This window comes from Helicobacter burdigaliensis (assembly GCF_003670295.1).
Taxonomy (GTDB): domain Bacteria; phylum Campylobacterota; class Campylobacteria; order Campylobacterales; family Helicobacteraceae; genus Helicobacter_D; species Helicobacter_D burdigaliensis.
Genome location: NZ_QXJG01000005.1, coordinates 44,613 through 67,955, shown reverse-complemented (window position 1 = coordinate 67,955; position 23,343 = coordinate 44,613). Strand labels below are relative to the sequence as shown.

Genomic DNA, 23,343 nt, shown 5'->3' with positions numbered 1-23,343 from the left:
TTGCCTCCTCTTCTTTTATTTTCTAATCTTAAGCAAAGATTTTATTTTTTAATGCTACTTCTCCTCATAGGAAGTGGCACTTTAGGCTTTAAATATTATTCTTTTTATCTTTTGAAAAAGCAAAATATTCCACAAATTCAAGCACAAGTTTTATTGCACTATCACAAAACAAATCCAAAAGGACAAACATATAGCGTTTTAAAGTTAAAAAGCGATTTTGGAGTGTTTTATACCACTTCAAAAGAGGATTTAAAAAACATTCAAAATGCAAAAGTGAAACTCAATGTGGTTTTTAAAAAAGTGAATTTTTATGAATATTTAAAAGGCTTTTATGCGCCTAGTTTTAATTTAATTCTTTTGCCAACTTCCAAAAATTACTTGCGAGATTTTGTTTTAAAAGCCCATCAAGAAAAAATAATGGGAGAATTTTATGCCACATTTTTTTTAGCAGATTCTTTGCCAAAAGCTTGGCGAGATTTAGCACAAAGCTATGGCATTTCTCATCTTTTTGCAATTTCTGGTTTCCATATAGGGATTTTAAGTGGGGTTTTGTTTTTTGTGTTTGGATTTTTTTATACACCTTTGCAAAAGAGATTTTTTCCCTTTAGAAATCGCCATTATGATATAGGGTTTTTAGTGGTTTTAGTTCTTTTTAGCTATTATTTTGTGCTTGGGGAATCTCCTTCTTATCTTAGAGCGCTCACAATGGCCTTGATAGCTTTCTTTTTGTTTTTTAGGGGTGTGGATTTATTAAGAATAGAAATGCTTTTTTGGAGTGTTTTGGTGCTTTTGGCTTGTTTTCCGCAGCTTATTTTTTCTATTGGATTTTATTTTTCAAGTTTGGGTGTGCTTTATATTTTTATTTTTATGCGTTTTTTTAAAGTGCCAAAAACTTTTAAATCCAAAATAAAATATGGTATTTTGCTTAATTTGTATGTATTTTTTCTAATGGGTATTATTGTATATTACTTTTTTCCTTATTTTTCTCCCCTTTCTTTGTATGGAATCTTTATTACTCTTATTTTTGCATTTTGTGGGTTTAGGAGATGTATTTGATAATATTTTATTATATTGGTTATCTATCCCTACACGAGTAATTATTTTAGAGCCTAGTCTATTTTTATTTGTTTTGTGTAATCTTTTAAGTGTGTTGGCTATCTTTTTTAGAAGTTGTTTTTATGGACTATTTTGGCTAAATTTTGTTTATTATTGCTATGGAATTTATCGTTATTTTGTTTTTTAACTAAAATGCGTTAAAATGCCATTTTTAAAGCATAAAAATAGAGGAAAAGCTGTGAATAATTTTGTTTCTAAAATTAGCAAAGGTATTTTTGCTATTTTACCCTTTTTGCTGTTGTTTTGGATTTTTTCTTTTGTCTATAATTTTTTTGAGACAATTTTTTATTCCATTTTTGGCATTACAAATTCTAATTTATTTGTAACGCTTTTAATTTTGGGATTGTCGCTTTTGTTGCTTTATTATATAGGGCATTTAGTGGATAAAAACAAAGAATTTTTGCTTATCCGTTTTACAGAGCTAGTCATTGCAAAAATTCCAGTGGTAAAGAGCATTTATTCAGGAATTAAAGAGGTTTTAAACATTTTTTCAGGTAAAAATAAAGAAGGCTATTTGGGTGTAGCTTATGTAAAGGTTGGAGAAATGGAGCTGATAGGATTTATTACAAAAGAAGAAGAGGAGCATTATTCTGTATTTGTCCCCACAACTCCAAATCCAACTTCAGGATTTATTATAAGAATGAAAAAAGAAAATGTTGTTTTTTCAGATCTTTCTGTGTCCGATGGGTTTAAGAAAATTATCTCACTTGGAGTGAAATAATGCTAAAAAAAATCAAAGACTTTAGTGAGCTTGTTGTTTTTTCTCATAGTATTTTTTCTATGCCTTTTATTTTTATCGCTATGGTAAGTGCAGCAAATGGCTGGTTTGGCTGGAAGCTTTTATTTTTTGGGGTCATTGCTACGATGAGTGCTAGGAATTTTGCCATGGCATTTAACCGCTATGCAGATAGGAAGATTGATAGCACGAATGCAAGGACAAAGAATCGTCCTAGTGTAGATGGACGCATTTCGCCTTTTGCGATTTTGGTGTTTGTAGTAGTGAATGCACTTATTTTTATATTTATGGGTTATTTGATTAATCCTTTATGTTTTTATCTTTCTTTCCCTATTTTGTGTATTTTGGCGCTTTATTCTTTGATGAAGCGGTTTTCATATCTAGCACATTTGGTGCTTGGATTGTCTTTAGGGTTAGCACCTATTGCAGGAGTGGCGGCAGTTTTAGGAGAAGTTCCCTTATGGGCGTGTTATTTGTGTATAGGGGTGCTTTTTTGGGTGGCTGGATTTGATTTGCTTTATTCGCTCCAAGATATAGAGCATGATAAAAAAGAAGGTTTGTATTCTATCCCTAGTGTTTTTGGAGTGCAAAAAACCTTATGGATTTCTAGGTTTTTTCATGTTTTAACGATTTTATTTTGGGGACTTTTTATAAAAGAGGCAAATTTAGGAGTATTTATGTGGATAGGGCTTGTGGTATCTGCTCTAGCCTTATTTTATGAGCAATATTTGGTATCTAAAAATTTCGTAAATATCCCTAGAGCATTTTTTAGTGTGAATGGGTATTTAGGAATCGTGTTTTTTGGATTTTGTATTTTAGATGTGATATTTTAAAAGAGAAGATATGGAAAATTTTGTTAAAAGTCGTTTGGTAGAAACTTCGCTCAATATAGAATATGAAGAAGTTAGTAAAAATTCAGAAGAATTTGCAAGGGAGTTTAACTCTCTAACACAAAGTGATGAAGATCCAATAGGGGAGTGGCTAAGGCTAACAAAGGCTAAAAAAGGAAATTTAGAAAGTGATAATGTAGTCATTTTAGAATTATTAGTAGAGATTTATCGCAAAATTGAAACTTTAGAGCAAACTATAAGATCTGTGCAAAAAGAGTATGTTGTCTTACAAAATAAGGCTTTAGTGCGGACTTTAGGGCATAGTTGTTTTGCATTAGATAAGCAAACACTAGAGGAAAATACATTATATTATGGTAGAATAGAGTTGCCAACATTTCCAAAGCGGATTATCCCTTTATATTTTACTTATCATTCTAATTTAGCATGGGTTAGTAAGATTCATAGTCGTGATGAAGTGGAGTGGGATAGTTATGTAGCTTCTAAGGAGAGGGCATTAATCCGCTCTATTAGACAAAGCCAAAAAGAAGAAAATAAGGAGGATTAGTTTGGAAGGGCAGTCATTGTTGTTGTATGCAGGGATTGGGGTTATTGCATTTTGTTTATTGTTAGTGGGCTATGTCTATTTAAGAGATAGTGAAAATGCAAAAAAATTAAAGCGTTTTGAAAAGTCCATAGAGGAGTTAAACAAAGAAGTTTATCGCCTTCAGAAGCGTTTTAAAGAAACTCAAAGCGAATGGGAAGTTTTTAAGCAGGATTTTAAAGGGCAAATCTATAAAGATATGCATTTAGAAATAAAAAACACTATTGATTCTAACCTCTTTGCACAAATTACTCCCATTAAAAATAAAATGGAAGCTTTGCAAGGACAAATCCAAAAGACAAGTGAGGGGCTAGAAAATAAGGTTTTAGGAATGGAGGAGAGATTAAAGGAGTTTGTATATACGCCTAGCAATCCCACAAATGTAGATGAAAGTAGGATAATCTCTATGTTTAAAGATGGGTGGAGTGTAGATTCAATCGCTAAAGAATTAAGAATAGGTAAGGGTGAAGTGGAATTTACTCTAAAATTTGCAAATTTAAATTAAAGGGAGATTATGCGGTTTCGTGTTCCTGCTACTAGTGCAAACTTAGGACCGGGTTTTGATACTTTGGGTTTGGCTTTGGGTTTGTATAATTATTTTTTGATAAAGCCTTCTAAAATTAATTCCATACATGTCATAGGAGAGGGTGCAAAAAATCCAAAATTACGCGTGGATAATGTGTTTGTAAGGATTTTTAGCGATCAGCTTTTTAAGCTTACAGGAGAGAGGCGTTGTTTTAAATTTACTTTTGAAAACTCTATTCCTATTTCTAGGGGACTAGGGAGTAGTTCTGCTGTGATTGTTGGGGCAATTAGTGCAGCTTTTAAAGTTAGCAATACTCCAATAGATAAACAAAGAATCTTAAATTTGGCTTTAGAGTATGAAAGCCACCCAGATAATATCACGCCTGCTTGTAATGGGGGCTTTAATGTGTGTATGTTGCACGATAATAAAGTAATGTTTTTAAATAAAAGTATTCCTAAGCATTTAAAAGCTGTGGTGGTAATCCCTAATCAATCTATTTCTACGCATTTATCACGCAAAACTTTACCTAAAAAATATAGTCAAAAAGATGCGGTATTTAATGTATCGCATTCTTCATTTTTATCGGCTGCATTTTTTGAAGAGCGTTGGGATTTGTTAAGGGAAGCTAGTTTGGATAGATTCCATCAGTTTTTTAGAATGAAGCAAATCCCACTTTTGTTCGAGGTGCAAAAAACAGCTTTAAGAAATGGTGCGCTTATGAGCACACTTTCAGGTTCAGGCTCTACATTTTTTAGTCTTTGCTATAGTGATGATAGCGCTAAGATTCAAGAAGCACTCCAAAATAAATTCCAAAAATTAAAAGTATTAAAACTTGATTTTGATAATTTTGGTGTGCTTTTTGAGGATGAATTTAAGTTCTAGTTTGCTATAATGAAAGCTTTAAATCCAATAAGAATGTGTGTAGTTTGTAGAGGAAGGTTTAGCCAAAAGGAGCTTTTGCGTCTGCAATATAAAGATTCTACATTGCAGCGTTTTAGTGGGAGTGGAAGGAGTTTTTATCTCTGTAATGATTGCAGGTTAGAAGCTCGCACGATAGATTGTTTACTTAGAGTTTGCAAAAGCGATAAGAAACAAAAAGAAAATTTTAAAGAAGCTTTAAAGGAGATTTTAATATATGGATAAAGTCCGTATTAGTCAGATTGCCAAAGAGATTGGTAAAACAAGTAAGGAAATTTTGCAAAAAGCACAAGAATTGGGCTTTGAGGTAAAGGCGGCATCTAGCACAGTAAGTGCAACAGAGGCAGAGGAACTTTATAATTATATTATTTCAGGAGTGAATCCTAAAGCGACTGCCAAAAAGCCAGAAAAACAGGAAACAAAAAGCAAAAAAACCCCTATTAAAAAAGAAGTTTCAGAAGATAAAGCCAATAAAAATGATAAAGAGAACAAGGAAAGCAAAGCAAAAGAAATTAAAAAGCAAACAGCAACTCCTCTAGCAGAAACTAAAACTGAAAGCAAAAAAGAAGCAAAAGAATCTAAAGTTGTTCAAGAGGTAGAAGAAACTTCTAAAGAGATCTTTAAAAAAGAAGAAGAGATAAAAGAAACTACACTTGAAACAAATAAAGCAACAATTAAACGCACAGGTTTAAGGATTATTAAAAAGCGTGAAGAGACTAAAGAAGCTAAAGAAGAACCAAAAGTTGCCCCTACACAACCTAGTGCAAAGACTTTGCAAGATTTATTAGGCAACCTTGATGAAGATTTTTCTAAAAAAGAAAAGAAAAAGAAAAAAGATAAAGCACCTCTAGCGGTTAAAAAACATAATCAGCAAAAAATTGATATTTTAGACAATAGAGAGTTTCAGACTTCAAGCGAAGATGATGAAGATGAAGAGGGAGTGATTTTATTTGATTTAAGTGTTCAAGATGAGCATAATATTGAAGATGAAGAAGAGAAAAAAACTACCACAGAAAGAATAAAGATTCAAAGGCACAATCCTTTTATGGAGCAAGGTAGCACAAGAAGGGGAGGGCGCAAAAAAGCTCCAAAAGTCCAAAAGGTGCAAGAAGCAGTAAGCGGGGTTGTAAAAATACCAGAAGAAATTAGAGCTTATGAGTTTGCAGAAAAAGTAGGCAGAAGCACAGGAGAAGTGATTAAAGTTCTTTTTAGTCTTGGTATGATGATTACTAAAAACGACTTTTTAGAAAAAGACGCTATTGAGATTTTAGCAGAAGAATTTGGAGTGGAAATTGAGCTTTTAAATACAGCCGATGAGCTTGATTATACACAGCTTCATGAAAATGATGATAAAGAAGAGAGCCTAAGCCTTAGAGCTCCAGTAGTTACGATTATGGGGCATGTAGATCATGGTAAAACTTCTCTTTTAGATTATATTAGAAACACAAAAATTGCTTCAGGTGAAGCAGGAGGGATTACACAGCATATTGGTGCTTATACAATCACAAAAGGGGGTAAAGATATTACCTTTATTGATACTCCAGGGCATGAAGCATTTTCAGAGATGAGAGCTAGAGGGGCACAAGTTACAGATGTGGCGATTATTGTAATTGCTGCTGATGATGGTGTGAAGCCTCAAACTATTGAAGCACTAAACCATGCAAAAGCTGCAAATGCTCCTATTATCATTGCAGTCAATAAAATTGACAAACCCGATGCAAATCCTGATAAGCTAAAAGCAGAAGCAGCAGAGCTTGGATTTACTCCGCTAGAGTGGGGTGGTGAGTATGAGTTTGTGCATATTTCAGCAAAAACGGGTGAAGGGATTGATGATTTATTAGAAACAATCCTTTTACAAGCAGAAATACTAGATTTAAAAGCAAATCCAAATCGCCCAGCAAGAGCAGTCGTGATTGAAAGTAGCCTAGAAAAAGGTAAAGGACCAGTGGCTACTGTGATTGTGCAAAATGGAACGCTAAAAGTGGGTGATAGTATTATTGCCGATACTGCTTATGGAAGAGTTAGAGCAATTAGCGATGATTTAGGCAAAAGCATTAGCACAATTCCTCCTTCAGGCGTGGGCGTAATCACAGGATTAAATGAAGTTCCACCAGCAGGCTCTGTGCTTTTAGCGGTTGAGAATGATACAATCGCAAGAGATTATGCGACAAAAAGAGCAGCACATTTAAGACAAAAAGAGCTTTCTCATTCTACAAAAGTTTCTTTAGATGAGCTTAGCACAATGGTTTCTTTAGGGCAGTTAAAGACATTACCAGTGATTATTAAAACCGATACGCAAGGAAGCTTAGAGGCTATTAGAGGGAGCTTAGAGAAATTACAAAATGAGGAAGTAAAAGTAAATATTATCCACAAAGGTGTGGGAGGGATTAGCGAAAGCGATGTAACGCTAGCTGCAGCTTCTACAAACTGCGTAATTTTGGGCTTTAATGTGCGTCCAACAGGAAGTGTGAAAAATAAAGCAAAAGAGCTTGGAATCCAAATTAAAACTTATTCTATTATCTATTCCTTGCTGGATGATATTAAAGCTCTGTTAGGTGGGTTGCTCTCTCCAGTAATGGAAGAAGAAAACACAGGACAAGCAGAGGTTAGAGAAACCTTTAATATTGCAAAAGTGGGAACGATTGCGGGTTGTTTTGTAAGTGATGGTGTGATTCAAAGGGGCATTAAAGTGCGTCTTATTAGAAATGGTGTAGTAATTCATACAGGCAATATTGCATCATTAAAACGCTTCAAAGATGATGCTAAGGAAGTAGCAAAAGGCTTTGAATGTGGGATTATGCTAGAAGATTATAATGATATACAAATAGGCGATGTGTTTGAAACCTTTAAGGAAGTGGCAAAACAAAGGACGCTTTAATGAAAGATATTAAGCTAGAGCGCACACAATCTCTTTTAAGAGAGCTAATCCCTAGTGCGTTGGCAAATCTTAATGATACACGCCTTAATTCTTTGGCAGTTGTTAGCGTAAAGTGTTCTAAAGGAAAGTATTTTGCACAAGTTTATTTAGATGCACCCTTTGCAACAGAAAAAGAAAAAAAAGAGATTCTAACACAGCTAAAAAAAGCAAAGAATCTTATTAAAGAGTATTGCTTGGAAGAGAGTGGTTGGTTTAGATGTCCAGATTTTGAATTTATTATTGATGAAAGTTTGGAACAAGAAAATAAGCTAGAAGCAATCTTTGAAACGATTAAAAAACAAAGAGAAGAAAAATCTAAGGAGTAAAAATGGCAATTTCACAAGAGCTAGAGCAAAAAATTGAAAATTTAGTGCAAAGTTTTGGTTGTGAGCTTTATGATATTGCTTTTTTAAAAGAAAATGAAAATCAAATCTTGCGTATATCTATCACTAAAAAGCCAAATTTAAGCCTAGAAGATTGCAAAGAAGTGAGTCTTGTGCTTTCGCCACTTTTAGATGTGGAAATGCCAGAATTTGAAGAATATTTTTTAGAAGTGAGTTCTCCGGGGATTGAGCGAGTTTTAAAAAATGATAAGCATTATAAAAGTGCCATAGGAGAATTAGTAAAGATTAAATTGCTTTCTAAAAAAGAAGAAAAAGGCAAATTGCAAGAAGTAACAAAAGATTCTTTAGTTTTAGAAGGTGGGATTATAATCCCTAAAGCCGAGATTAAAAAAGCACAAACCTATTTTGTATGGTGATGGAATTTTGTTTTGATTTAATTTTAAAAGAAGCTTGGAAATATCAAGCCCTTACGCTTCCAAATCCTGCGGTTGGGGCTTTAATCCTAGATAAATTTGGAAAAATTTTAAGCCTAAAAGCACATAAACAAGCAGGAAAACCCCATGCAGAAATTCTAGCATTGCAAGAGGCTTATTATAAGCTTAGTGGCGATAAATCTATTTTAAGTTTAGAGGAATCTAAAGAGATTCATAAGTTTTTAAAAGAAAATGCAAAAAATATTTTTAAAGATTGCACTTTATATGTAACTTTAGAACCTTGCTTGAATGAAGGCAAAACTCCTTCATGTGCGAAACTTTTAGCAGAGCTTTCAATCAAAGAGATTTGTATTGCCACACAAGACGTGAATAAAAAAGCAAGGGGTGGGGCAGAGTTTTTAGAAAATTTAGGAATGCGCGTAATCAAAGCTTGGGAGATAAAAGAGCTAGAGGGGATACACAAAAAGGCAAAAGAGCTTTTAATCCCTTTTGCGCGTTTGCAAAAAAAGGGTGCTTTTGTTCTTTTTAAATATGCAAGTAGGCTTAATGGAAGCATTGATGGAGGGCAGATTAGCTCCCCTAAAATGCGAGAATTTATGCATAACCTAAGAAGCAAGGTTGATAGTCTTTTAATTTCAGGAAAAACTATAAGAGAGGATAATCCGATTTTAGATGTCAGATTTGCCACCTTAGAGAACAAAAAGAATCCTGATATTAATATACTAACAAGAATGCAAGATTTTCCAAAAACAGCTCCACTTTTTAGTGTGCCTGCACGAGAAGTAAATATAATCTCTAAAGTGCCTGAATTTAAGGGGTTTGTGTTTTGTGAGGGGGGGAGTGAGTTTTTTAAAACTCTAAAGCCTTATTGTGATTTGTTGCTTGTTTTAATTACTCCAAAATTTAGTGCAGAATTTCAAAAAATAATGCAAATAAATGCAGATTGCAAGATACTGCATACACAAAGCATAGGGGAAGATTTAGCACTTTGGTTGCAGATTATAAATTGACTTTCTGTTTAAGATAAAAGGATATAATAAGGCAAAAATTGTGCTTTTAAGAGTGAATTGGATAAAATAGCAAGTTTAAGGAGCAAGAATGAAAGTATTATTATTACAAGATGTAAAAGGTTTAGGCAAAAAAGGCGAAGTTTGCGAAGTAAAAGATGGCTATGGCAAGAACTTTTTAATCGCAAAAGGAATGGCTGATTTTGCTACAAATGAAGTGATTAACAAATACAAAGCTGCTAAAAAGAAAGCAGAAGAAATGGCCGCTGAAGAGAAATCTTTAATGGAACTTACTGCTAAAAAAATTAGTGAAATTACATTAAAAATACAGCAAAAAGTGGGTGCAAATGGTTCTTTATATGGTGCAATTACTAAAGAAGAAATAGCACAGCATTTAGCAAATGAATACCGCTTGGAGATTGATAAAAAAACGATTGAATTAAAAAATCCCATTAAATCCACAGGAATTTATGAAGTGGAAGTAAAATTAGGACATGGGATTAATGCAAAACTAAGAATTGATATTGAGGCACTTTAATGTTTGAAGCAACAACAATACTTGCCTATAAGGGCAAAGATGGAGCAGTAATTGGCGGTGATGGGCAGGTTACTTTTGGAAATTGTGTGTTAAAGGGAAATGCGACTAAAATTCGCACACTTTATAATGGAAAAATCTTAAGTGGTTTTGCAGGAAGCACAGCAGATGCTTTTAGCCTTTTTGATATGTTTGAAGGAATTTTAGAAAACAAAAAAGGGGATTTGTTAAAATCAGTGATTGAATTTTCTAAAGAGTGGAGAAAAGACAAGTATTTAAGAAGACTAGAAGCTATGATGATAGTGCTAACAAGAGAGCATTTGTTTATTTTAAGCGGGACAGGTGATGTAGTAGAGCCAGAGGATGGCAAGATCGCAGCCATTGGAAGTGGTGGAAATTACGCACTTTCAGCTGCAAGAGCATTGGATAGATTTTCTAACAATCTAAGCCCAAGAGAGATTGTAGAAGAATCGCTCAAAATTGCAGGAGAGCTTTGCATTTATACAAACCAAAATATTAAGATTTTAGAATTAGGAAAATAATCGTGGAAAATTTTACAGCAATGAGTCCAAAAGAGATTGTGGCGTATTTAGATGAATACATTATCGGACAAAAAGAGGCTAAAAAAGTCGTGGCAATAGCACTTAGAAATCGTTATAGAAGATTACAGCTTCCAAAAGAGATTCAAGAGGAAGTGATGCCAAAAAATATTTTAATGATAGGTTCAACTGGAGTTGGTAAAACAGAAATTGCAAGAAGAATGGCAAAAATGATGGGGCTTCCTTTTGTGAAAGTAGAGGCAAGCAAATACACAGAAGTTGGATTTGTAGGGCGTGATGTAGAATCTATGGTAAGAGATTTAGTGATTGCTTCTATAAATTTGGTTAAAGAAGAACATAGAATAAAAAATGCACAAAATATTGAAAAATATGTGCTAGATAAAATTGTCCAAAAGTTAATCCCACCTCTCCCCCAAGGTGCAAGTGAGCAAAAACAAGAAGAATATGAAATAGCAGCCTCTAAAATGCGTCAAAAAGTAGAAGAAGGGCAAATGGATCATCTAAAAATAGAGATTGAAGTGCCAAAAAGAACCTTAGAGATTGATGATGGGAATATGCCAGCAGAATTTGCCAAAGTTCAAGAAACTATCGCTAGAGTATTTATTGCCACTCCAAAAGATAATGCTAAAAAAGAAGTTACGATTAAAGAAGCAAAAGAGCTTTTAAAAATTGAAGCAAGTGAAGCTTTGCTAGACTTGGAAGCTATTAAACAAGAGGGATTAAAAAGGGCTGAGAGTAGTGGGATTATTTTTATTGATGAGATTGATAAAGTGGCAGTGAGTTCTAATTCTAGTGGGCGTCAAGATCCTAGCAAAGAGGGCGTGCAAAGAGATTTGTTGCCTATTGTTGAGGGAAGTGTGGTGAATACTAAATATGGAAGCATTAAAACCGATCATATTTTATTTATCGCAGCAGGGGCATTTTCACTTAGTAAGCCTAGTGATTTAATTGCAGAATTGCAAGGAAGATTCCCGCTAAGAGTGGAGCTAGATAGCCTTGATGAAGAGGTGCTTTATAAGATTTTAACCATGACTAAAAATTCTATTTTAAGACAATATGAAGCCCTTTTAAAAGTAGAAGAAGTAACGCTAGAATTTAGTGATGAGGCTATTAGAGCCTTAGCGCATTATTCGCAAATGGCAAATGAAAAAACAGAAGATATTGGTGCAAGACGCTTGCATACGGTGGTAGAGCAGGTGATTGAAGAGATTAGTTTTGAAGCAGAAAACTATAAAAATCAAAAAGTTACCATTACTAAAGAGCTTGTGCAAGAGCGATTGGAGGCGATTGTTTCAGATAGTGATGTAGCGCGCTATATCTTATAAGGGAAGCTTTTGAAAACACAAGCGGGATTTGTAGCAGTTTTAGGGCGTCCAAATGCAGGGAAAAGCACTTTTTTAAATGCTTTAATGGGAGAGAAATTAGCTTTAGTTTCGCATAAAGCAAATGCTACGAGAAAGCGTATGAATATGATTGTAATGTGGGAGGATATTCAAGTGATTTTTGTGGATACCCCAGGCATTCATAGACAAGAGAAATTGCTTAATCAATATATGCTAAAAGAAGCAATGCAAGCAATGCAAGATTGCGATTTAGCGCTCTTTTTAGCTCCTATTAGCGATAAAATAGATTTTTATGAAGAATTTTTAGAAAGCTATAAAGAAAGAAAGCATTTTTTGATTCTTACAAAGACAGATAGTGTTCCTAAGCAAAAATTGCTAGAAAAAATCAAAGAATATGAAAAATACCAAGATAAATATTTAGCACTTTTGCCTACATCTTGTAAAGATAAGAGTAGCCTAGAGCATGCCCTAAAAATAATTGCCAAAGAGATGCCAAAACACCCTTATTATTATGATTTGGAGCTTTTAACGCCTAATAGCACCAAAGAAATTGCAAAAGAGTTTATAAGAGAATCTTGCTTTGAAAATCTAAGCGATGAGATTCCTTATGAAAGCGATGTGATTTTAAATCTCTATCAAGAAAAACCAAAGCTAGATTATATCAAGGCAACCATTATCGTGCATAAAGAAAGCCAAAAATCTGTTGTAATCGGCAAGGGCGGTGCGACGCTAAAACGCATCGGCAAAGATGCAAGAGAAAAGATAGAAAAGCTAGTGGGTAGAAAGGTTTTTTTAGAGCTTTTTGTTAAGGTTGTTGCAGGTTGGAGCAAAGAGAAAGAAAGTCTTAAAAAAATCGGTTATAATTTTGAAGATTAAATTTAAGGAGAGTATATGAGAATAATTTTGGTTTTATTGTTGGCAATGTGTGCAAATGCGACAGATTTTGAATGGGTAAAACTTTATAGAGAGGGTGGCACACAGGCAATAGAAGCAAAAATTGATAAAGTATTACAAACAAAAGCCTTTTGGCAAGAATCATTAAAAGAAAAAGATGTGCGTTTTGGATATTATGAGAATTTGCAATATCTTTTTGTTGCGACTAAAAATCTGCCTACTTTAAAGCTTTATGAACTAGAAAATAACAAGTGGGAAGAAAAGCTAAATACAAATGCGCTTGTGGGCTCTAGGCTAGGGCATAAGCAAAAAGAAGGGGATTTAGCAACTCCCATTGGTGTGTATAATCTTAATGCAAGGCTTAGTAATTTAGATCAATATTATGGGCCTTTAGCTTTTAGCACTTCTTATCCAAATCTTTTTGATAAATTGCATAAACGCACAGGTTATGGGATATGGATTCATGGTATGCCACTAAATGGGAATCGTGAAGAGAAAAATACTCAAGGTTGTATTGCCATTGAAAACAATCTTTTAACCATGGTGGATAAAACAATCGATCATAAAAAATCCTTGCTCATCACTTTTGAAAATAAAGTAAAAGAGGTGACTTTGGAAGATTTGGCACAACTGCTTGCTAATTTATATGAATGGAAAGAAGCTTGGAAGCAAAATGATGTAGAAAAGTATCTTGGATTTTATAGTAAGGCAGAGTTTATTAGATTTGATGGAGCTAGATTTGATGAGTTTTCTAAGACAAAACATAGAATCTTTGCAAAAGAGGAGCAAAAAAGCATTATTTTTAGCAAAATAAATATTGCTCCTTATCCTAATGATGAAAATCGCAATCTTTTTAGAATTAGCTTTTTTGAAGATTACAAAGCTCCTACTTATAGTTTTAGTGGCGAGAAAGAATTATATGTGGAGCTTAAAAATAATAAAATGCAAATTCTAGCAGAGAAATAAAAAGCCTAAAAGTTTAGGAGTTATTTTATTAGCTCTTTCATTTCTTTTATGGCATTTTCTAAACCGCTAAACACAGCCCTAGCGATAATGCTTTGTCCTATATTTAATTCTATAATTTCTTTTATTTGTAAAATGGGTGCTAGATTATGATAATTTAGCCCATGTCCTGCTGCAACTTCTAATCCTAGCCATTTAGCTTCTTTGGAGGCATTTGCTAAGTCTTTTATAGAATTTAAATAAAGTTCTTTTAGTTCATTTTTTGGGAGTTCTAGCTCTTTTATAGAATGTTGTGTGTAAGAAAGATTAGAAAAAAGCATAAGATGAAGATTTGCATAAGCCCCTGTGTGAAGCTCTATCATATCTGCACCTATTTCTTTGGCACTGCAAAGGGTTTCTAAGTTTGTATCAATAAAGAGAGAAACTTCTATACCAGCTTTGTGGCATTCTTTTGTGATTTCCTTAATGTGTTCAAAGTTTTTAAGCACATCTAAACCACCTTCAGTGGTAATCTCTTGTCTATTTTCTGGGACAAGCGTAATGCGATGTGGGCGGAGTTTTAAAAGAAATTCAATGATTTGTGGATGGATAGAAGATTCTACATTAATGGGTAAAAATGAAGAGGGAATAATCCGTGCTACATCGCTATCATGCATATGTCGTCTGTCTTCTCTTAAATGCAGCGTGATTTGATCTGCACCTGCTCTTTTTGCTATGAAAATTGCCTCAAGTGGATCTGGATCGTTAATCGCTCTTGCTTCTCTTAGTGTTGCAATGTGGTCAATATTTACTCCAAGTAACATTTTTGTCCCTTTTGTAGTGGATAAAAAAGATATTCTAACCAAAAATTCTTTAAAATAAGTGATTAATTTTAGCAAAAAGGTTTTTTAAAATGGTGATGGTTTTTGATTGTGAGACGATACCCGATGTGGAGTTGATTAAACAGGTTTTTAAAGAGGAGTTTCAAAAAAGAGCTTTTGTGAGTGAAGATAGTTTAGAAATTTCTAAAAAAGCACAAGAGATTCAAAGTGAGCTTAGTGGGAGTGAGTTTTTGCCCTTACCTTTTCATCAAGTTGTTAGCATTGCAGCTGTATTTTGTGATGAATATGGGAAATTTAAAAAGGTAGGGAGTTTTCCTAGTGTAGGGGGGAGTAAAGAGGAGAGGGAAAAGTCTTTGCTTCTAGCTTTTTTTGAATATTTAAATAAAAATCAACCCAAATTAGTTAGTTTTAACGGGCGTGGCTTTGATATGCCTATGCTTTTGCTTAGAGCGATGAAATATAAAATCAGTGCAAATGCCTATTTTGAAGTAGAAAATCCACAATACAATAAAAACAAGTGGGAAAACTATCGCCAACGCTATTGTGAGCGTTTTCATACGGATTTGTTAGATGTGCTTGGTGGGTTTAATATTAGGGGTTTAAAGCTAGATGTGGTAGCAAATTTAGTAGGGTTTCCGGGTAAATATGATGTGCATGGGGATATGGTTTTGGATTTGTATTATAAAAACGAATATGAAAAAATTGATACATACTGCCAAAGTGATGTGCTAAACACCTATGGAGTGTATTTAAATTATGAGCTTTTACAAGGGAATTTAACAAATGAAGATTATAAAAATATCTTAATAGAGTGGCAAGAGAAATTGCCCAAAGATAAAGCATACCATAGCTACTTTTTTGATACAATACAGGCACAAATTGACAATTAAAAAGGAAAAAAATGCTCTCGAAAGATATTTTGCAGTTTAGTGAAATGCGTTATGAAATAAGGGCATATTTGTGTTTTTTATTTCAACGCAATATTAAAAATCATCTTCCACATATTGAGCTTAATAAAATCATTGATGGAATGCAAAAAATACAAAAAGAAGTGGGACTTTTTGAGCTTTTATATGTGCTTGATGCTAGTGGGAATTTAGCTATTGATGCAATTAGTAATGATGCAAGTTTGGTATGTAAAAAGGGCGAAAATCATAATGATAGAGCTTACTTTTATCGTGCTGTAAGAGAGAAAAAATGTATTTTAACTGATCCTTATCCTTCATTAGCCAGTGGGAATCTTGTCGTAAGTGCGGCTTATCCTTTGTATAATGAAAAAGGAAAGCTTATGTATGTAGTATGCTTAGATATCCCTTTAGAAAAAACAAGTTTGCTTGTACGCCCTATGCCTCTTTTTGGCTTTTTTTCTAATTTTAGAAAAATAATGTATGCAGGAATGAGCCTTGCACTTTTTATGGTGTGTGCGCTTTTATTGGTTAAAGGCGGGATTAGTTTATTTGGCTCTTTGCAGAAATTTGATGGGTTAGATATTAAAGATGTCTTTGAAGCAACGATTTTAATCACGCTTTCTTTGGCAATTTTTGATTTGGTGCGGGCGATTTTTGAAGAAGAGGTTTTAGGAAGGCAAAAATCTCAAGATTCTAAAATGGTACATAAAACGATGATAAGATTTTTGGGCTCTATTGTAATTGCATTAGCCATTGAAGCTTTAATGCTTGTTTTTAAATTCACTATTATTGAACCAGAAAAGATTATTTATGCGGTGTATTTGATTGTTGGGGTGACGCTTTTGCTTATAGGTTTGTCTATTTATGTGAAATTTACTGCCTTTGCAAGAAGAGATTAAAAGAAATAAAGATTAAAGGGCTAGGAATGCTTGGAATTGTGGATTATAAAATGGGGAATCTTGCAAGCGTGCAAAATGCTTTTTTAAAGCTTGGGGCTAAGGTTAAAATTTTAAAAGAGCCTAGTGAGATTCTAGCTTGTTCGCATTTGGTATTGCCAGGTGTGGGTGCTTTTAAAGAGGCGATGTTACATTTAGAGCAGAAGTGTTTTAAAGAAGCCTTGAATGAATTTATAAAGAGTGGCAAACCACTTTTGGGGATTTGTCTTGGAATGCAATTGTTGTTTGAGCGTAGTTTTGAGTTTGGAGAGAGTAAGGGACTTTGCTTTTTAAAAGGGGATATTTTGCCCTTTAGTGAGAGTTTAAGCAAGGATTTTAAGATACCTCATGTGGGGTGGAATGAAGTAAGGAGGATAAAAGAATCCCCCCTTTTAGAAGGCATAGAAGAGAGATTTTATCTTTATTTTGTGCATAGTTTTTATGCAAAAAATAATGAAAATACAATAGGATTAAGTGAATATGGAGTGCAATTTACTTCTATTGTGCAAAAAGATAATATTTTTGGTATCCAGCCTCATCCTGAAAAATCGCAGGATGTAGGCTTAAAAATTTTAGAAAATTTTATAAAAATTTAAGGAGAATATATGCAAATCATACCTGCTATTGATTTAAAAGAGGGTAATGTCGTAAGGCTAAGTCAAGGGGATATGGGAAGTGCAAAGATTTATGATAAAAGTCCTTTGGAGTTTGCAAAGTTGTTAGAGGGAATGGGAGCGGAGATTTTACATGTTGTGGATTTAGAGGGTGCATTTTGTGGTACGCCTAAGAATAAAGAGGCGATTTTAAGTATCACACAAAATACAAAGCTAAAAGTAGAAGTAGGGGGTGGGATAAGAGATGAAGATACGATTAAAGAATATCTAAATATAGGTGTAAATAGGGTGATTTTAGGTTCAATGGCATTAAAAAATCCTACTCTAGCTAAAACTTTGGCTAAAGATTATCCTATTGTCATCGGAATTGATGCAAAAAATGGTTATGTAGCTACACAAGGCTGGGTAGAGAGTGAAGGGGTTTTGGCACTAGATTTTGCAAAAGAGTTTAAAGAAAGTGAGATTTTGGGGATTATTTGCACGGATATTGGTTGTGATGGTATGTTAAATGGAGTGAATTTGGAATTTACAAAAGGTATTAAAGAAGCAAGTTTGCATTTTACTATCGCAAGTGGAGGGGTTTCAAGCTTACTTGATTTAGAAAAATTGCAAGAGGCAAATATTGATGGCGTGATTGTCGGCAAGGCTTTTTATGAGGGGAGAATCGACTTAAAAGAAGCTTTTAAAAAATTTGCCTAAAGTCCAAGCATGAGGACATTAAAGAGCTTATCAACTTCATCATCTTCTAAGAGTTCTATTTGAAGGCTAAAAAGGCTTTCAAGATGAGAAAATGATAAAATCTCTCCTTTTATACAATGTGTGTGCCCGCATACAAATCCTCTTGTAATGCAAACTTCTTCACTCAAAGGTTTTTCGCATATAAGGCAGTTTTGTAAGGAGTTGTTGCGCCCTTCAAAGCTTAAGAGCTTGATATAAAGTGCTAGGATTGTTCGTTTTGGATTCTCTTTTAAAAGACGCATAGATCCTTCTTCTAAAAGTTCAAAATAAAAACTTTCTAGCGAGCCAATATCTTTTAAGTGAGTATGGAGAAGCTTTAGAAATTGTTGCCAAAAATAGCGTTTTTGCATTTCTTTTTCCCATGCAAAACCAAGATGAATAGGATCGCGTAATTTTCCAATTTCTCTTAAATCTTTTTCTATGTAAAAATCAATTTTGTTGCCTAGGTGGATAATGCTGTGCCTTGCACCATAGAAGCGATAGAGAGTATAAAGGTGGTTAGAAGTTAGCACCTTTATTAATAAATCTTCCTCTCTAACCTTTTGTGTATGGAGAATATAACCTTGCATTTTATCCTTATAGTTTGCTTACAATCTCTAAGGTATCGCGTGCAATCATTAATTCTTCATTTGTAGGGATAACACAAACTTTCACTTTGGAATTTTTTGTAGAGATAATGCCCTCTTTGCCAATGGTTTGCAAGTTTGCTTCTTCATCTAAAGTGATGCCTAAAAACTCTAAATGTGAGACGATTTTACCCCTTATGAATTTTGCATTTTCACCAACCCCAGCACAAAAAGCAATCGCATCTACACCGCTTAGTGCTGCTGTGTAAGAGCCAATATATTTTGCTACGCGATAGGCAAAAACTTCTCTTGCAAATCGTGCTTTTAAATCCCCTTTTTCATCAGCTGCTAGTAAATCTCTAAAGTCGCTTGAAAGTCCAGAGATACCTAAAACTCCGGATTTTTTATTGAGGATATTTAGCACTTCTTGTGTGCTTTTGTTTTCTTTTTGGGCGATATAATCAATAATAGCAGGATCTAAATCCCCACTTCTAGTTCCCATTACTAAGCCTTCAAGCGGAGTTAGTCCCATGCTTGTATCCACACTTTTTCCATTTTCAATCGCACAAATGCTAGAACCATTGCCTAAATGGCAAGTAATGATTTTTGATTTTTCTAGTGGAATGCCTAAAAATTCCGCTGTACGTTTTGAAACATAGCTATGGCTTGTGCCATGGAATCCATAACGGCGGATTTTATATTTTTCATAATATTCATAAGGAAGTCCATAAATAAATGCACGCGGTGGCATAGTTTGGTGGAATGCTGTATCAAAAACTGCTACCATAGGAGTGTGTGGCATTAAATGCTTGCAGGCTCTAATGCCTAAAAGATGTGCGGGATTATGCAAAGGTGCTAAATCCGCACATTCTTCTATATGTCTAATGACTTCATCATTAATAAAAGCAGATTTTGTAAAATGCTCTCCACCATGCACGATTCTATGTCCGATTGCTTTGATTGCGTCTAAAGAGGGTATAATGCCTATTTCTTTATCTATTAGCGTATTTAAAACAATCCCGATGGCTACTTCATGATCTTTTAAATCCACTTCTTTAGTGATTTTATCTTTGTTTTTTGCCTTATAGCTAAAAGCTCCACCGCTAATGCCTATTCTATCGCAGATACCACTTGCTAAAACCTCTTCTGTTTTTGCATTAATGAGCTGGTATTTTAAAGAAGAACTCCCACAATTTACTACTAAAATATCCATATTATCTCCTTATTTTTGTTGTTGTGCTTGAAGTGCAGTAATAGCTACCACACCTACAATATCTTCAGCGCTACAACCGCGTGAGAGGTCATTTACTGGCGCGCTAATTCCTTGTGTGATAGGACCATAAGCTTCTGCTTTTGCAAGTCTTTGGACAAGCTTATAGCCGATATTTCCAGAATCTAAATCTGGGAAGACTAACACATTTGCCTTTCCAGCACAAGTGCTATTTGGGGCTTTAGAAGCACCTACACTTGGGACAATCGCCGCATCAAGTTGGAATTCTCCATCGAGTGCAATATTGGGATTTAATGCTTTTGCTAGGGCAGTAGCTTCAATAACTTTATCTACATCAGGGTGTTTTGCACTCCCTTTAGTAGAGTGTGAAAGCATAGCTACAACAGGTTCTGCACCCACGAGTGCTTTAAAGCTATGTGCAGAATCAATGGCAATTGAAGCTAATTCTTCAGCATTAGGGTTTTGCACTAAGCCACTATCAGAGAAGATAAAAACCCCATTTTCGCCATAATCGCAGTTTGGCACAACCATAATAAAAAATGCAGAAACAAGTTTAGAGCTTTTTTTGGTGCCTAAGATTTGCAAAGAAGCTCTAAGCACATCAGCAGTGGAGTTTATCGCTCCTGCTACCATACCATCGGCCTTGCCACTTTTTACGAGTGCTACTCCAAAATAAAGAGGATTTTCTAAAAGCATTGCACGCGCGGACTTTTCGCTTAAGCCCTTATGTCCCCTCAAGGCTACAAAAAGCTCTACATAGTTTTCAAGCTCATCACAGCTTTGAGGATTGATAAAAGTTGCACCTTCTAAATTTAAATCTTTAGCATCTTTTTTGATTTGTGCTTCATCGCCTATTGGGATGAGGTTGGCTATTTTTTCTTTTAAAATAATATGTGCTGCTTGCAAGGTTCTTATATCATTTGTTTCAGGTAAAACAATGGTTTGTAAATTTGCTTTTGCTTTGTTTTTGACTTCTTCTATAAAACCCATTTGTATTCCTTTTATTTGATTTGTTAAATCTATTGTAGAATTTTTAGAGTGAAGGGAGTATAAAATAGTAAAAAATAAGGCAAAAAAATTATAAGTGTGTAAATTTTTCCCTTAATATTTTTTTACCAAATTCAACACCGGGTTGATTGTATGTATCAATATGTAACATAATTCCCACGCAAGAAGTAAGTAGCTCATAATAAAAAATAAGACTGCCAACGCTTTCTTCGTTTAAAAAGCTAACAGAAATGGAATCCACTGGAACATCTTGAGAAATAATGCTTTCTTTTGTGGATTGGCATTGGAGTTTTAAAAGTGTGTTAAAAGAAGCTTGATTAACAAAATCCGTATCTTCTAATCCTTTAAGGCTAATATCAGGAATATAAAGGGATTTTTGTGAAGATTTCTCAATGTTTAAAAAAGTAACACTTTTATTTTTAGGACCTTGCATGATGAGTTGCAAAAAAGAGTGCTGGTCAATGCTTCCAATTAGGGCAATAGGAGTTAGCCCTCTTCTTTGCTCATAAGCGTCTAATTTACCTAAGGATTCTCCCCATAGCTGCACATACCAAGAGTTAAAATGCCTAAAAACACTGCTATAAGAAAAAAGCACATTAATAGGATAAGTATTTTCGCTTTTAGCTAAAAAAAGTGCTTTTTTAAGAATAGAATTTTTAGGGTCGGTGAAAAATAAATGGCTAATCTCGCTAGCACCTTTTAAAAGTTTTTTAACATCATAACCTAAAATTGCAAGAGGGATTAATCCAACTGCACTTAAAACAGAAAATCTACCACCGATATTTTTATCAATACAAAAATATCGCACTCCTTCATCTTTTGCCCAAAAAGAAAGAGGGGATTCTTTGTCTGTAATGATTAAAAGATTTTTTTTATTTTCTTGTTGTAAAAGCTTGTATTTTGCTAGGATAAACTTAAAAAGAGAAGTGGTTTCTATGGTTAAACCCGATTTTGAAATCACTATAAAAAGCGTTTCTTGTGCGTTAATCCTTGTAAGCTCTTTTTGAATCATAATAGGATCAGTATGCTCTAAAAAGCGGAGTTTAATTTTTTTGCGATTGCTTTGATGAGAAAGGAGCGCATCGATAGCTTTTGTGCCTAGAGAGCTACCCCCTATACCCACAATCACAAGGCATTTAATTTTTTCTAAGAAGTTTTGCTCTTGGTTTAGATAGCTTTCAATATAGTCTAAATTTGCAAAAGGTAATTCATAATAACCGCTAATATTATTATTTTTCTCACTCACCACCTTTTTAAAAAAGAATTCTAAATTTTTGGGTGCAAAAAGATTAGGTCTATCTCCAAGAAAGTTTTCAAAATTATCCCAAAATTTTAGCAAATACTTTCTCCTACAAATTTTGCCATATCTACAAGGCGACAAGAATATCCCCATTCATTATCATACCAAGCACTTACCTTTAGATGATTTTTTGTAGCTACAAAGGTGCAATCAGGGATAAAAATACTACTATGGCTATCCTCTATAAAGTCGCTTGATACTCTTTTGTCTTCATCTATTAAAAGAAGATTCTTAAATTCATTTTGAGAAGCTTGTAAAAAAGTTTCATTAATAAGCTCTTTACTAACTTCTTTGCTAACAACACAAGTTAAATCTACCAAGCTTACATCAGGAGTTGGCACGCGAATAGCAAGACCATTTAGCTTTCCTGCAAGTTCTGGCATTACAAGCCCAATAGCCTTAGCAGCTCCCGTTGAGGTGGGTATCATATTAAGTGCGGCTGCTCTTGCTCTTCTTAAGTCTTTGTGTTTAGAATCTACTAGATTTTGATCGTTTGTATAGCTGTGGATTGTTGTCATCAAGCCACTTTCTATATTAAAATTAGAATGCAGTATTTTTACAAGCGGAGCAAGGGCATTTGTTGTGCAGCTTGCATTAGAGATTACAGGTTCGTTGTTGTATTTTGTGTGATTTACTCCATAGACAAATGTAGGGGTATCTTTAGCAGGTGCAGAAATTACGACACGTTCTATACCGCCATAAAGATGTGCATTTGCTTTTTGTAAATCATTAAAAGCACCGGTGCATTCTAGCACCACTTTAGCACCATATTTTCCAAAATTAAGCTCTTTGATTTCTCTTGTGCTAATAAGAGCGATATTTTTTTGTTTGCCAATGCTTAGCGTATTTTCATCTATTTTAGTAACTTCACTGCCTTTATGCACTGAATCGTATTTTAAAAGATGAATGAGGGTATCTATGGGCATAGTAGAGTTGATAGCTACAAGTTCTAAATCCTCCCTCATTGCTAAAATTTTGCACACGCAAAGCCCAATTCTTCCTGTTCCATTTACTGCAACTTTTAATGCCATGAAGCTTCCTTTTTTAGATATTAAATATAAATTTTTAGGCAGATTCTAGTCTAAATTTCATTAAAATAAGGCAAAATTTTGTTGTTATTTTAAAATTTTTGTTTAAGATTTGTTGCAAAGTGCTAATTTTATGCTACAATAACGATGTTTTATTTTAAAAAACGGAGGTTCTAAAGATGAACAAGTCAGAGTTTGTCGATCTAGTAAAAGAAGTAGGTGAGTTTGAAACTAAAAAAGATGCTGAAAAAGCAATTAGCTCTTTTGTAGCAGCAGTTGAAAAAGCTCTAGCCAAAAAAGAAAGCATTGAGCTTGTAGGTTTTGGTAAATTTGAAACAGTTCTCCAAAAAGGTAAAGAGGGAACAGTTCCAGGAACAAACAAAAAATACAAAACAAAAGATAAATATGTTCCAAAATTCAAAGCAGGTAAAGGTCTTAAAGACGCTGTTGCAGCTGCTAAAAAATAACTT

The 23,343-nt window shown here is 34.1% G+C and carries 27 protein-coding genes; 21 read left to right on the top strand and 6 right to left on the bottom strand.

Features of this window, described 5'->3' with window-relative positions; genetic code table 11:
- Nucleotides 1-51: 51 nt before the first annotated feature.
- The 16 genes from EBF09_RS03550 (at nt 52) to EBF09_RS03475 (ending at nt 13,727) form a co-directional block, all read left to right on the top strand.
- On the top strand, nt 52-1,056 hold the full coding sequence (locus EBF09_RS03550) for a ComEC/Rec2 family competence protein (protein WP_232817647.1): 1,005 nt from the start codon (nt 52-54) through the stop codon (nt 1,054-1,056).
- 238 nt (nt 1,057-1,294) lie between these two features.
- On the top strand, nt 1,295-1,837 hold the full coding sequence (locus EBF09_RS03545; protein ID WP_121763771.1) for a DUF502 domain-containing protein: 543 nt from the start codon (nt 1,295-1,297) through the stop codon (nt 1,835-1,837).
- Nucleotides 1,837-2,685: a menaquinone biosynthesis prenyltransferase MqnP gene (gene mqnP / locus EBF09_RS03540; RefSeq protein ID WP_121763758.1), complete on the top strand. Its 849-nt coding sequence runs from the start codon at nt 1,837-1,839 to the stop codon at nt 2,683-2,685. The genes EBF09_RS03545 and mqnP overlap by 1 nt, the downstream gene beginning before the upstream one ends.
- Before the next feature lie 10 nt (nt 2,686-2,695).
- Nucleotides 2,696-3,247 carry a hypothetical protein gene (locus tag EBF09_RS03535; RefSeq protein WP_121763757.1) on the top strand — a complete coding sequence of 184 codons (552 nt, stop codon included), beginning with the start codon at nt 2,696-2,698 and terminating at the stop codon, nt 3,245-3,247.
- Between the two features lies 1 nt (nt 3,248).
- Nucleotides 3,249-3,788 (top strand): hypothetical protein, encoded by a 540-nt coding sequence (locus tag EBF09_RS03530; RefSeq protein WP_232817646.1) that lies wholly within the window; start codon nt 3,249-3,251, stop codon nt 3,786-3,788.
- A gap of 9 nt (nt 3,789-3,797) precedes the next feature.
- Complete coding sequence (thrB, locus tag EBF09_RS03525; RefSeq protein WP_121763756.1) at nt 3,798-4,691, top strand: homoserine kinase; 894 nt, start codon at nt 3,798-3,800, stop codon at nt 4,689-4,691.
- A 75-nt stretch (nt 4,692-4,766) separates the two neighbouring features.
- Nucleotides 4,767-4,952: a DUF448 domain-containing protein gene (locus tag EBF09_RS03520; protein WP_232817645.1), complete on the top strand. Its 186-nt coding sequence runs from the start codon at nt 4,767-4,769 to the stop codon at nt 4,950-4,952.
- On the top strand, nt 4,945-7,605 hold the full coding sequence (gene infB / locus EBF09_RS03515) for a translation initiation factor IF-2 (RefSeq protein ID WP_121763754.1): 2,661 nt from the start codon (nt 4,945-4,947) through the stop codon (nt 7,603-7,605). Before EBF09_RS03520 ends, infB begins: the two co-directional genes overlap by 8 nt.
- Complete coding sequence (gene rbfA / locus EBF09_RS03510; protein ID WP_121763753.1) at nt 7,605-7,970, top strand: 30S ribosome-binding factor RbfA; 366 nt, start codon at nt 7,605-7,607, stop codon at nt 7,968-7,970. Before infB ends, rbfA begins: the two co-directional genes overlap by 1 nt.
- A 2-nt stretch (nt 7,971-7,972) precedes the next feature.
- Nucleotides 7,973-8,404 (top strand): ribosome maturation factor RimP, encoded by a 432-nt coding sequence (gene rimP, locus EBF09_RS03505; RefSeq protein WP_121763752.1) that lies wholly within the window; start codon nt 7,973-7,975, stop codon nt 8,402-8,404.
- Complete coding sequence (ribD, locus tag EBF09_RS03500) at nt 8,398-9,432, top strand: bifunctional diaminohydroxyphosphoribosylaminopyrimidine deaminase/5-amino-6-(5-phosphoribosylamino)uracil reductase RibD (RefSeq protein WP_121763751.1); 1,035 nt, start codon at nt 8,398-8,400, stop codon at nt 9,430-9,432. Before rimP ends, ribD begins: the two co-directional genes overlap by 7 nt.
- Nucleotides 9,433-9,520: 88 nt before the next feature.
- Nucleotides 9,521-9,967 carry a 50S ribosomal protein L9 gene (rplI, locus tag EBF09_RS03495; RefSeq protein ID WP_121763750.1) on the top strand — a complete coding sequence of 149 codons (447 nt, stop codon included), beginning with the start codon at nt 9,521-9,523 and terminating at the stop codon, nt 9,965-9,967.
- Nucleotides 9,967-10,506 (top strand): ATP-dependent protease subunit HslV, encoded by a 540-nt coding sequence (gene hslV, locus EBF09_RS03490; RefSeq protein WP_121763749.1) that lies wholly within the window; start codon nt 9,967-9,969, stop codon nt 10,504-10,506. The genes rplI and hslV overlap by 1 nt, the downstream gene beginning before the upstream one ends.
- A gap of 20 nt (nt 10,507-10,526) precedes the next feature.
- Nucleotides 10,527-11,849, top strand: a complete 1,323-nt coding sequence (gene hslU / locus EBF09_RS03485; RefSeq protein WP_121763769.1) for an HslU--HslV peptidase ATPase subunit — start codon at nt 10,527-10,529, stop codon at nt 11,847-11,849.
- Nucleotides 11,850-11,858: 9 nt separating this feature from the next.
- Complete coding sequence (gene era, locus EBF09_RS03480; protein ID WP_121763748.1) at nt 11,859-12,743, top strand: GTPase Era; 885 nt, start codon at nt 11,859-11,861, stop codon at nt 12,741-12,743.
- A 15-nt stretch (nt 12,744-12,758) separates the two neighbouring features.
- On the top strand, nt 12,759-13,727 hold the full coding sequence (locus EBF09_RS03475) for a L,D-transpeptidase family protein (protein WP_121763747.1): 969 nt from the start codon (nt 12,759-12,761) through the stop codon (nt 13,725-13,727).
- A gap of 20 nt (nt 13,728-13,747) precedes the next feature.
- Here the strand turns inward: EBF09_RS03475 and EBF09_RS03470 are convergent, their stop codons facing one another.
- Nucleotides 13,748-14,527, bottom strand: coding sequence for a pyridoxine 5'-phosphate synthase (locus tag EBF09_RS03470; protein ID WP_121763746.1), 780 nt, complete (start codon nt 14,525-14,527; stop codon nt 13,748-13,750).
- 89 nt (nt 14,528-14,616) lie between these two features.
- Between EBF09_RS03470 and EBF09_RS03465 the strand changes: the two genes are divergently transcribed.
- From EBF09_RS03465 to hisA, 4 genes are read left to right on the top strand one after another with little or no spacing between them, the layout of a single operon-like run.
- Complete coding sequence (locus EBF09_RS03465) at nt 14,617-15,435, top strand: 3'-5' exonuclease (protein ID WP_121763745.1); 819 nt, start codon at nt 14,617-14,619, stop codon at nt 15,433-15,435.
- 11 nt (nt 15,436-15,446) lie between these two features.
- Nucleotides 15,447-16,352 carry a PDC sensor domain-containing protein gene (locus EBF09_RS03460; RefSeq protein ID WP_121763744.1) on the top strand — a complete coding sequence of 302 codons (906 nt, stop codon included), beginning with the start codon at nt 15,447-15,449 and terminating at the stop codon, nt 16,350-16,352.
- Between the two features lie 26 nt (nt 16,353-16,378).
- The gene (gene hisH, locus EBF09_RS03455; protein WP_121763743.1) at nt 16,379-16,984 is read left to right on the top strand and encodes an imidazole glycerol phosphate synthase subunit HisH; all 606 of its coding nucleotides are present in this window, start codon (nt 16,379-16,381) and stop codon (nt 16,982-16,984) included.
- 9 nt (nt 16,985-16,993) lie between these two features.
- A complete protein-coding gene (gene hisA / locus EBF09_RS03450) occupies nt 16,994-17,701 on the top strand; it encodes a 1-(5-phosphoribosyl)-5-[(5-phosphoribosylamino)methylideneamino]imidazole-4-carboxamide isomerase (RefSeq protein WP_121763742.1) in 708 nt (235 codons plus the stop codon).
- Here hisA and recO read toward each other — a convergent pair.
- The 5 genes from recO to gap form a co-directional block, all read right to left on the bottom strand.
- Nucleotides 17,698-18,309, bottom strand: a complete 612-nt coding sequence (recO, locus tag EBF09_RS03445; protein ID WP_121763741.1) for a recombination protein RecO — start codon at nt 18,307-18,309, stop codon at nt 17,698-17,700. The genes hisA and recO overlap by 4 nt on opposite strands.
- Nucleotides 18,310-18,316: 7 nt before the next feature.
- On the bottom strand, nt 18,317-19,519 hold the full coding sequence (locus EBF09_RS03440) for an acetate kinase (protein ID WP_121763740.1): 1,203 nt from the start codon (nt 19,517-19,519) through the stop codon (nt 18,317-18,319).
- A gap of 9 nt (nt 19,520-19,528) precedes the next feature.
- A complete protein-coding gene (gene pta / locus EBF09_RS03435; protein ID WP_121763739.1) occupies nt 19,529-20,527 on the bottom strand; it encodes a phosphate acetyltransferase in 999 nt (332 codons plus the stop codon).
- A gap of 88 nt (nt 20,528-20,615) precedes the next feature.
- Nucleotides 20,616-21,884: a glucose-6-phosphate isomerase gene (locus tag EBF09_RS03430; RefSeq protein WP_232817644.1), complete on the bottom strand. Its 1,269-nt coding sequence runs from the start codon at nt 21,882-21,884 to the stop codon at nt 20,616-20,618.
- Nucleotides 21,878-22,876, bottom strand: a complete 999-nt coding sequence (gap, locus tag EBF09_RS03425; RefSeq protein ID WP_121763737.1) for a type I glyceraldehyde-3-phosphate dehydrogenase — start codon at nt 22,874-22,876, stop codon at nt 21,878-21,880. Before gap ends, EBF09_RS03430 begins: the two co-directional genes overlap by 7 nt.
- 176 nt (nt 22,877-23,052) lie before the next feature.
- On the opposite strand from gap, the gene EBF09_RS03420 reads away from it, so the two are divergent.
- Complete coding sequence (locus tag EBF09_RS03420) at nt 23,053-23,340, top strand: HU family DNA-binding protein (protein WP_121763736.1); 288 nt, start codon at nt 23,053-23,055, stop codon at nt 23,338-23,340.
- The last annotated feature ends 3 nt before the right edge of the window (nt 23,341-23,343 follow it).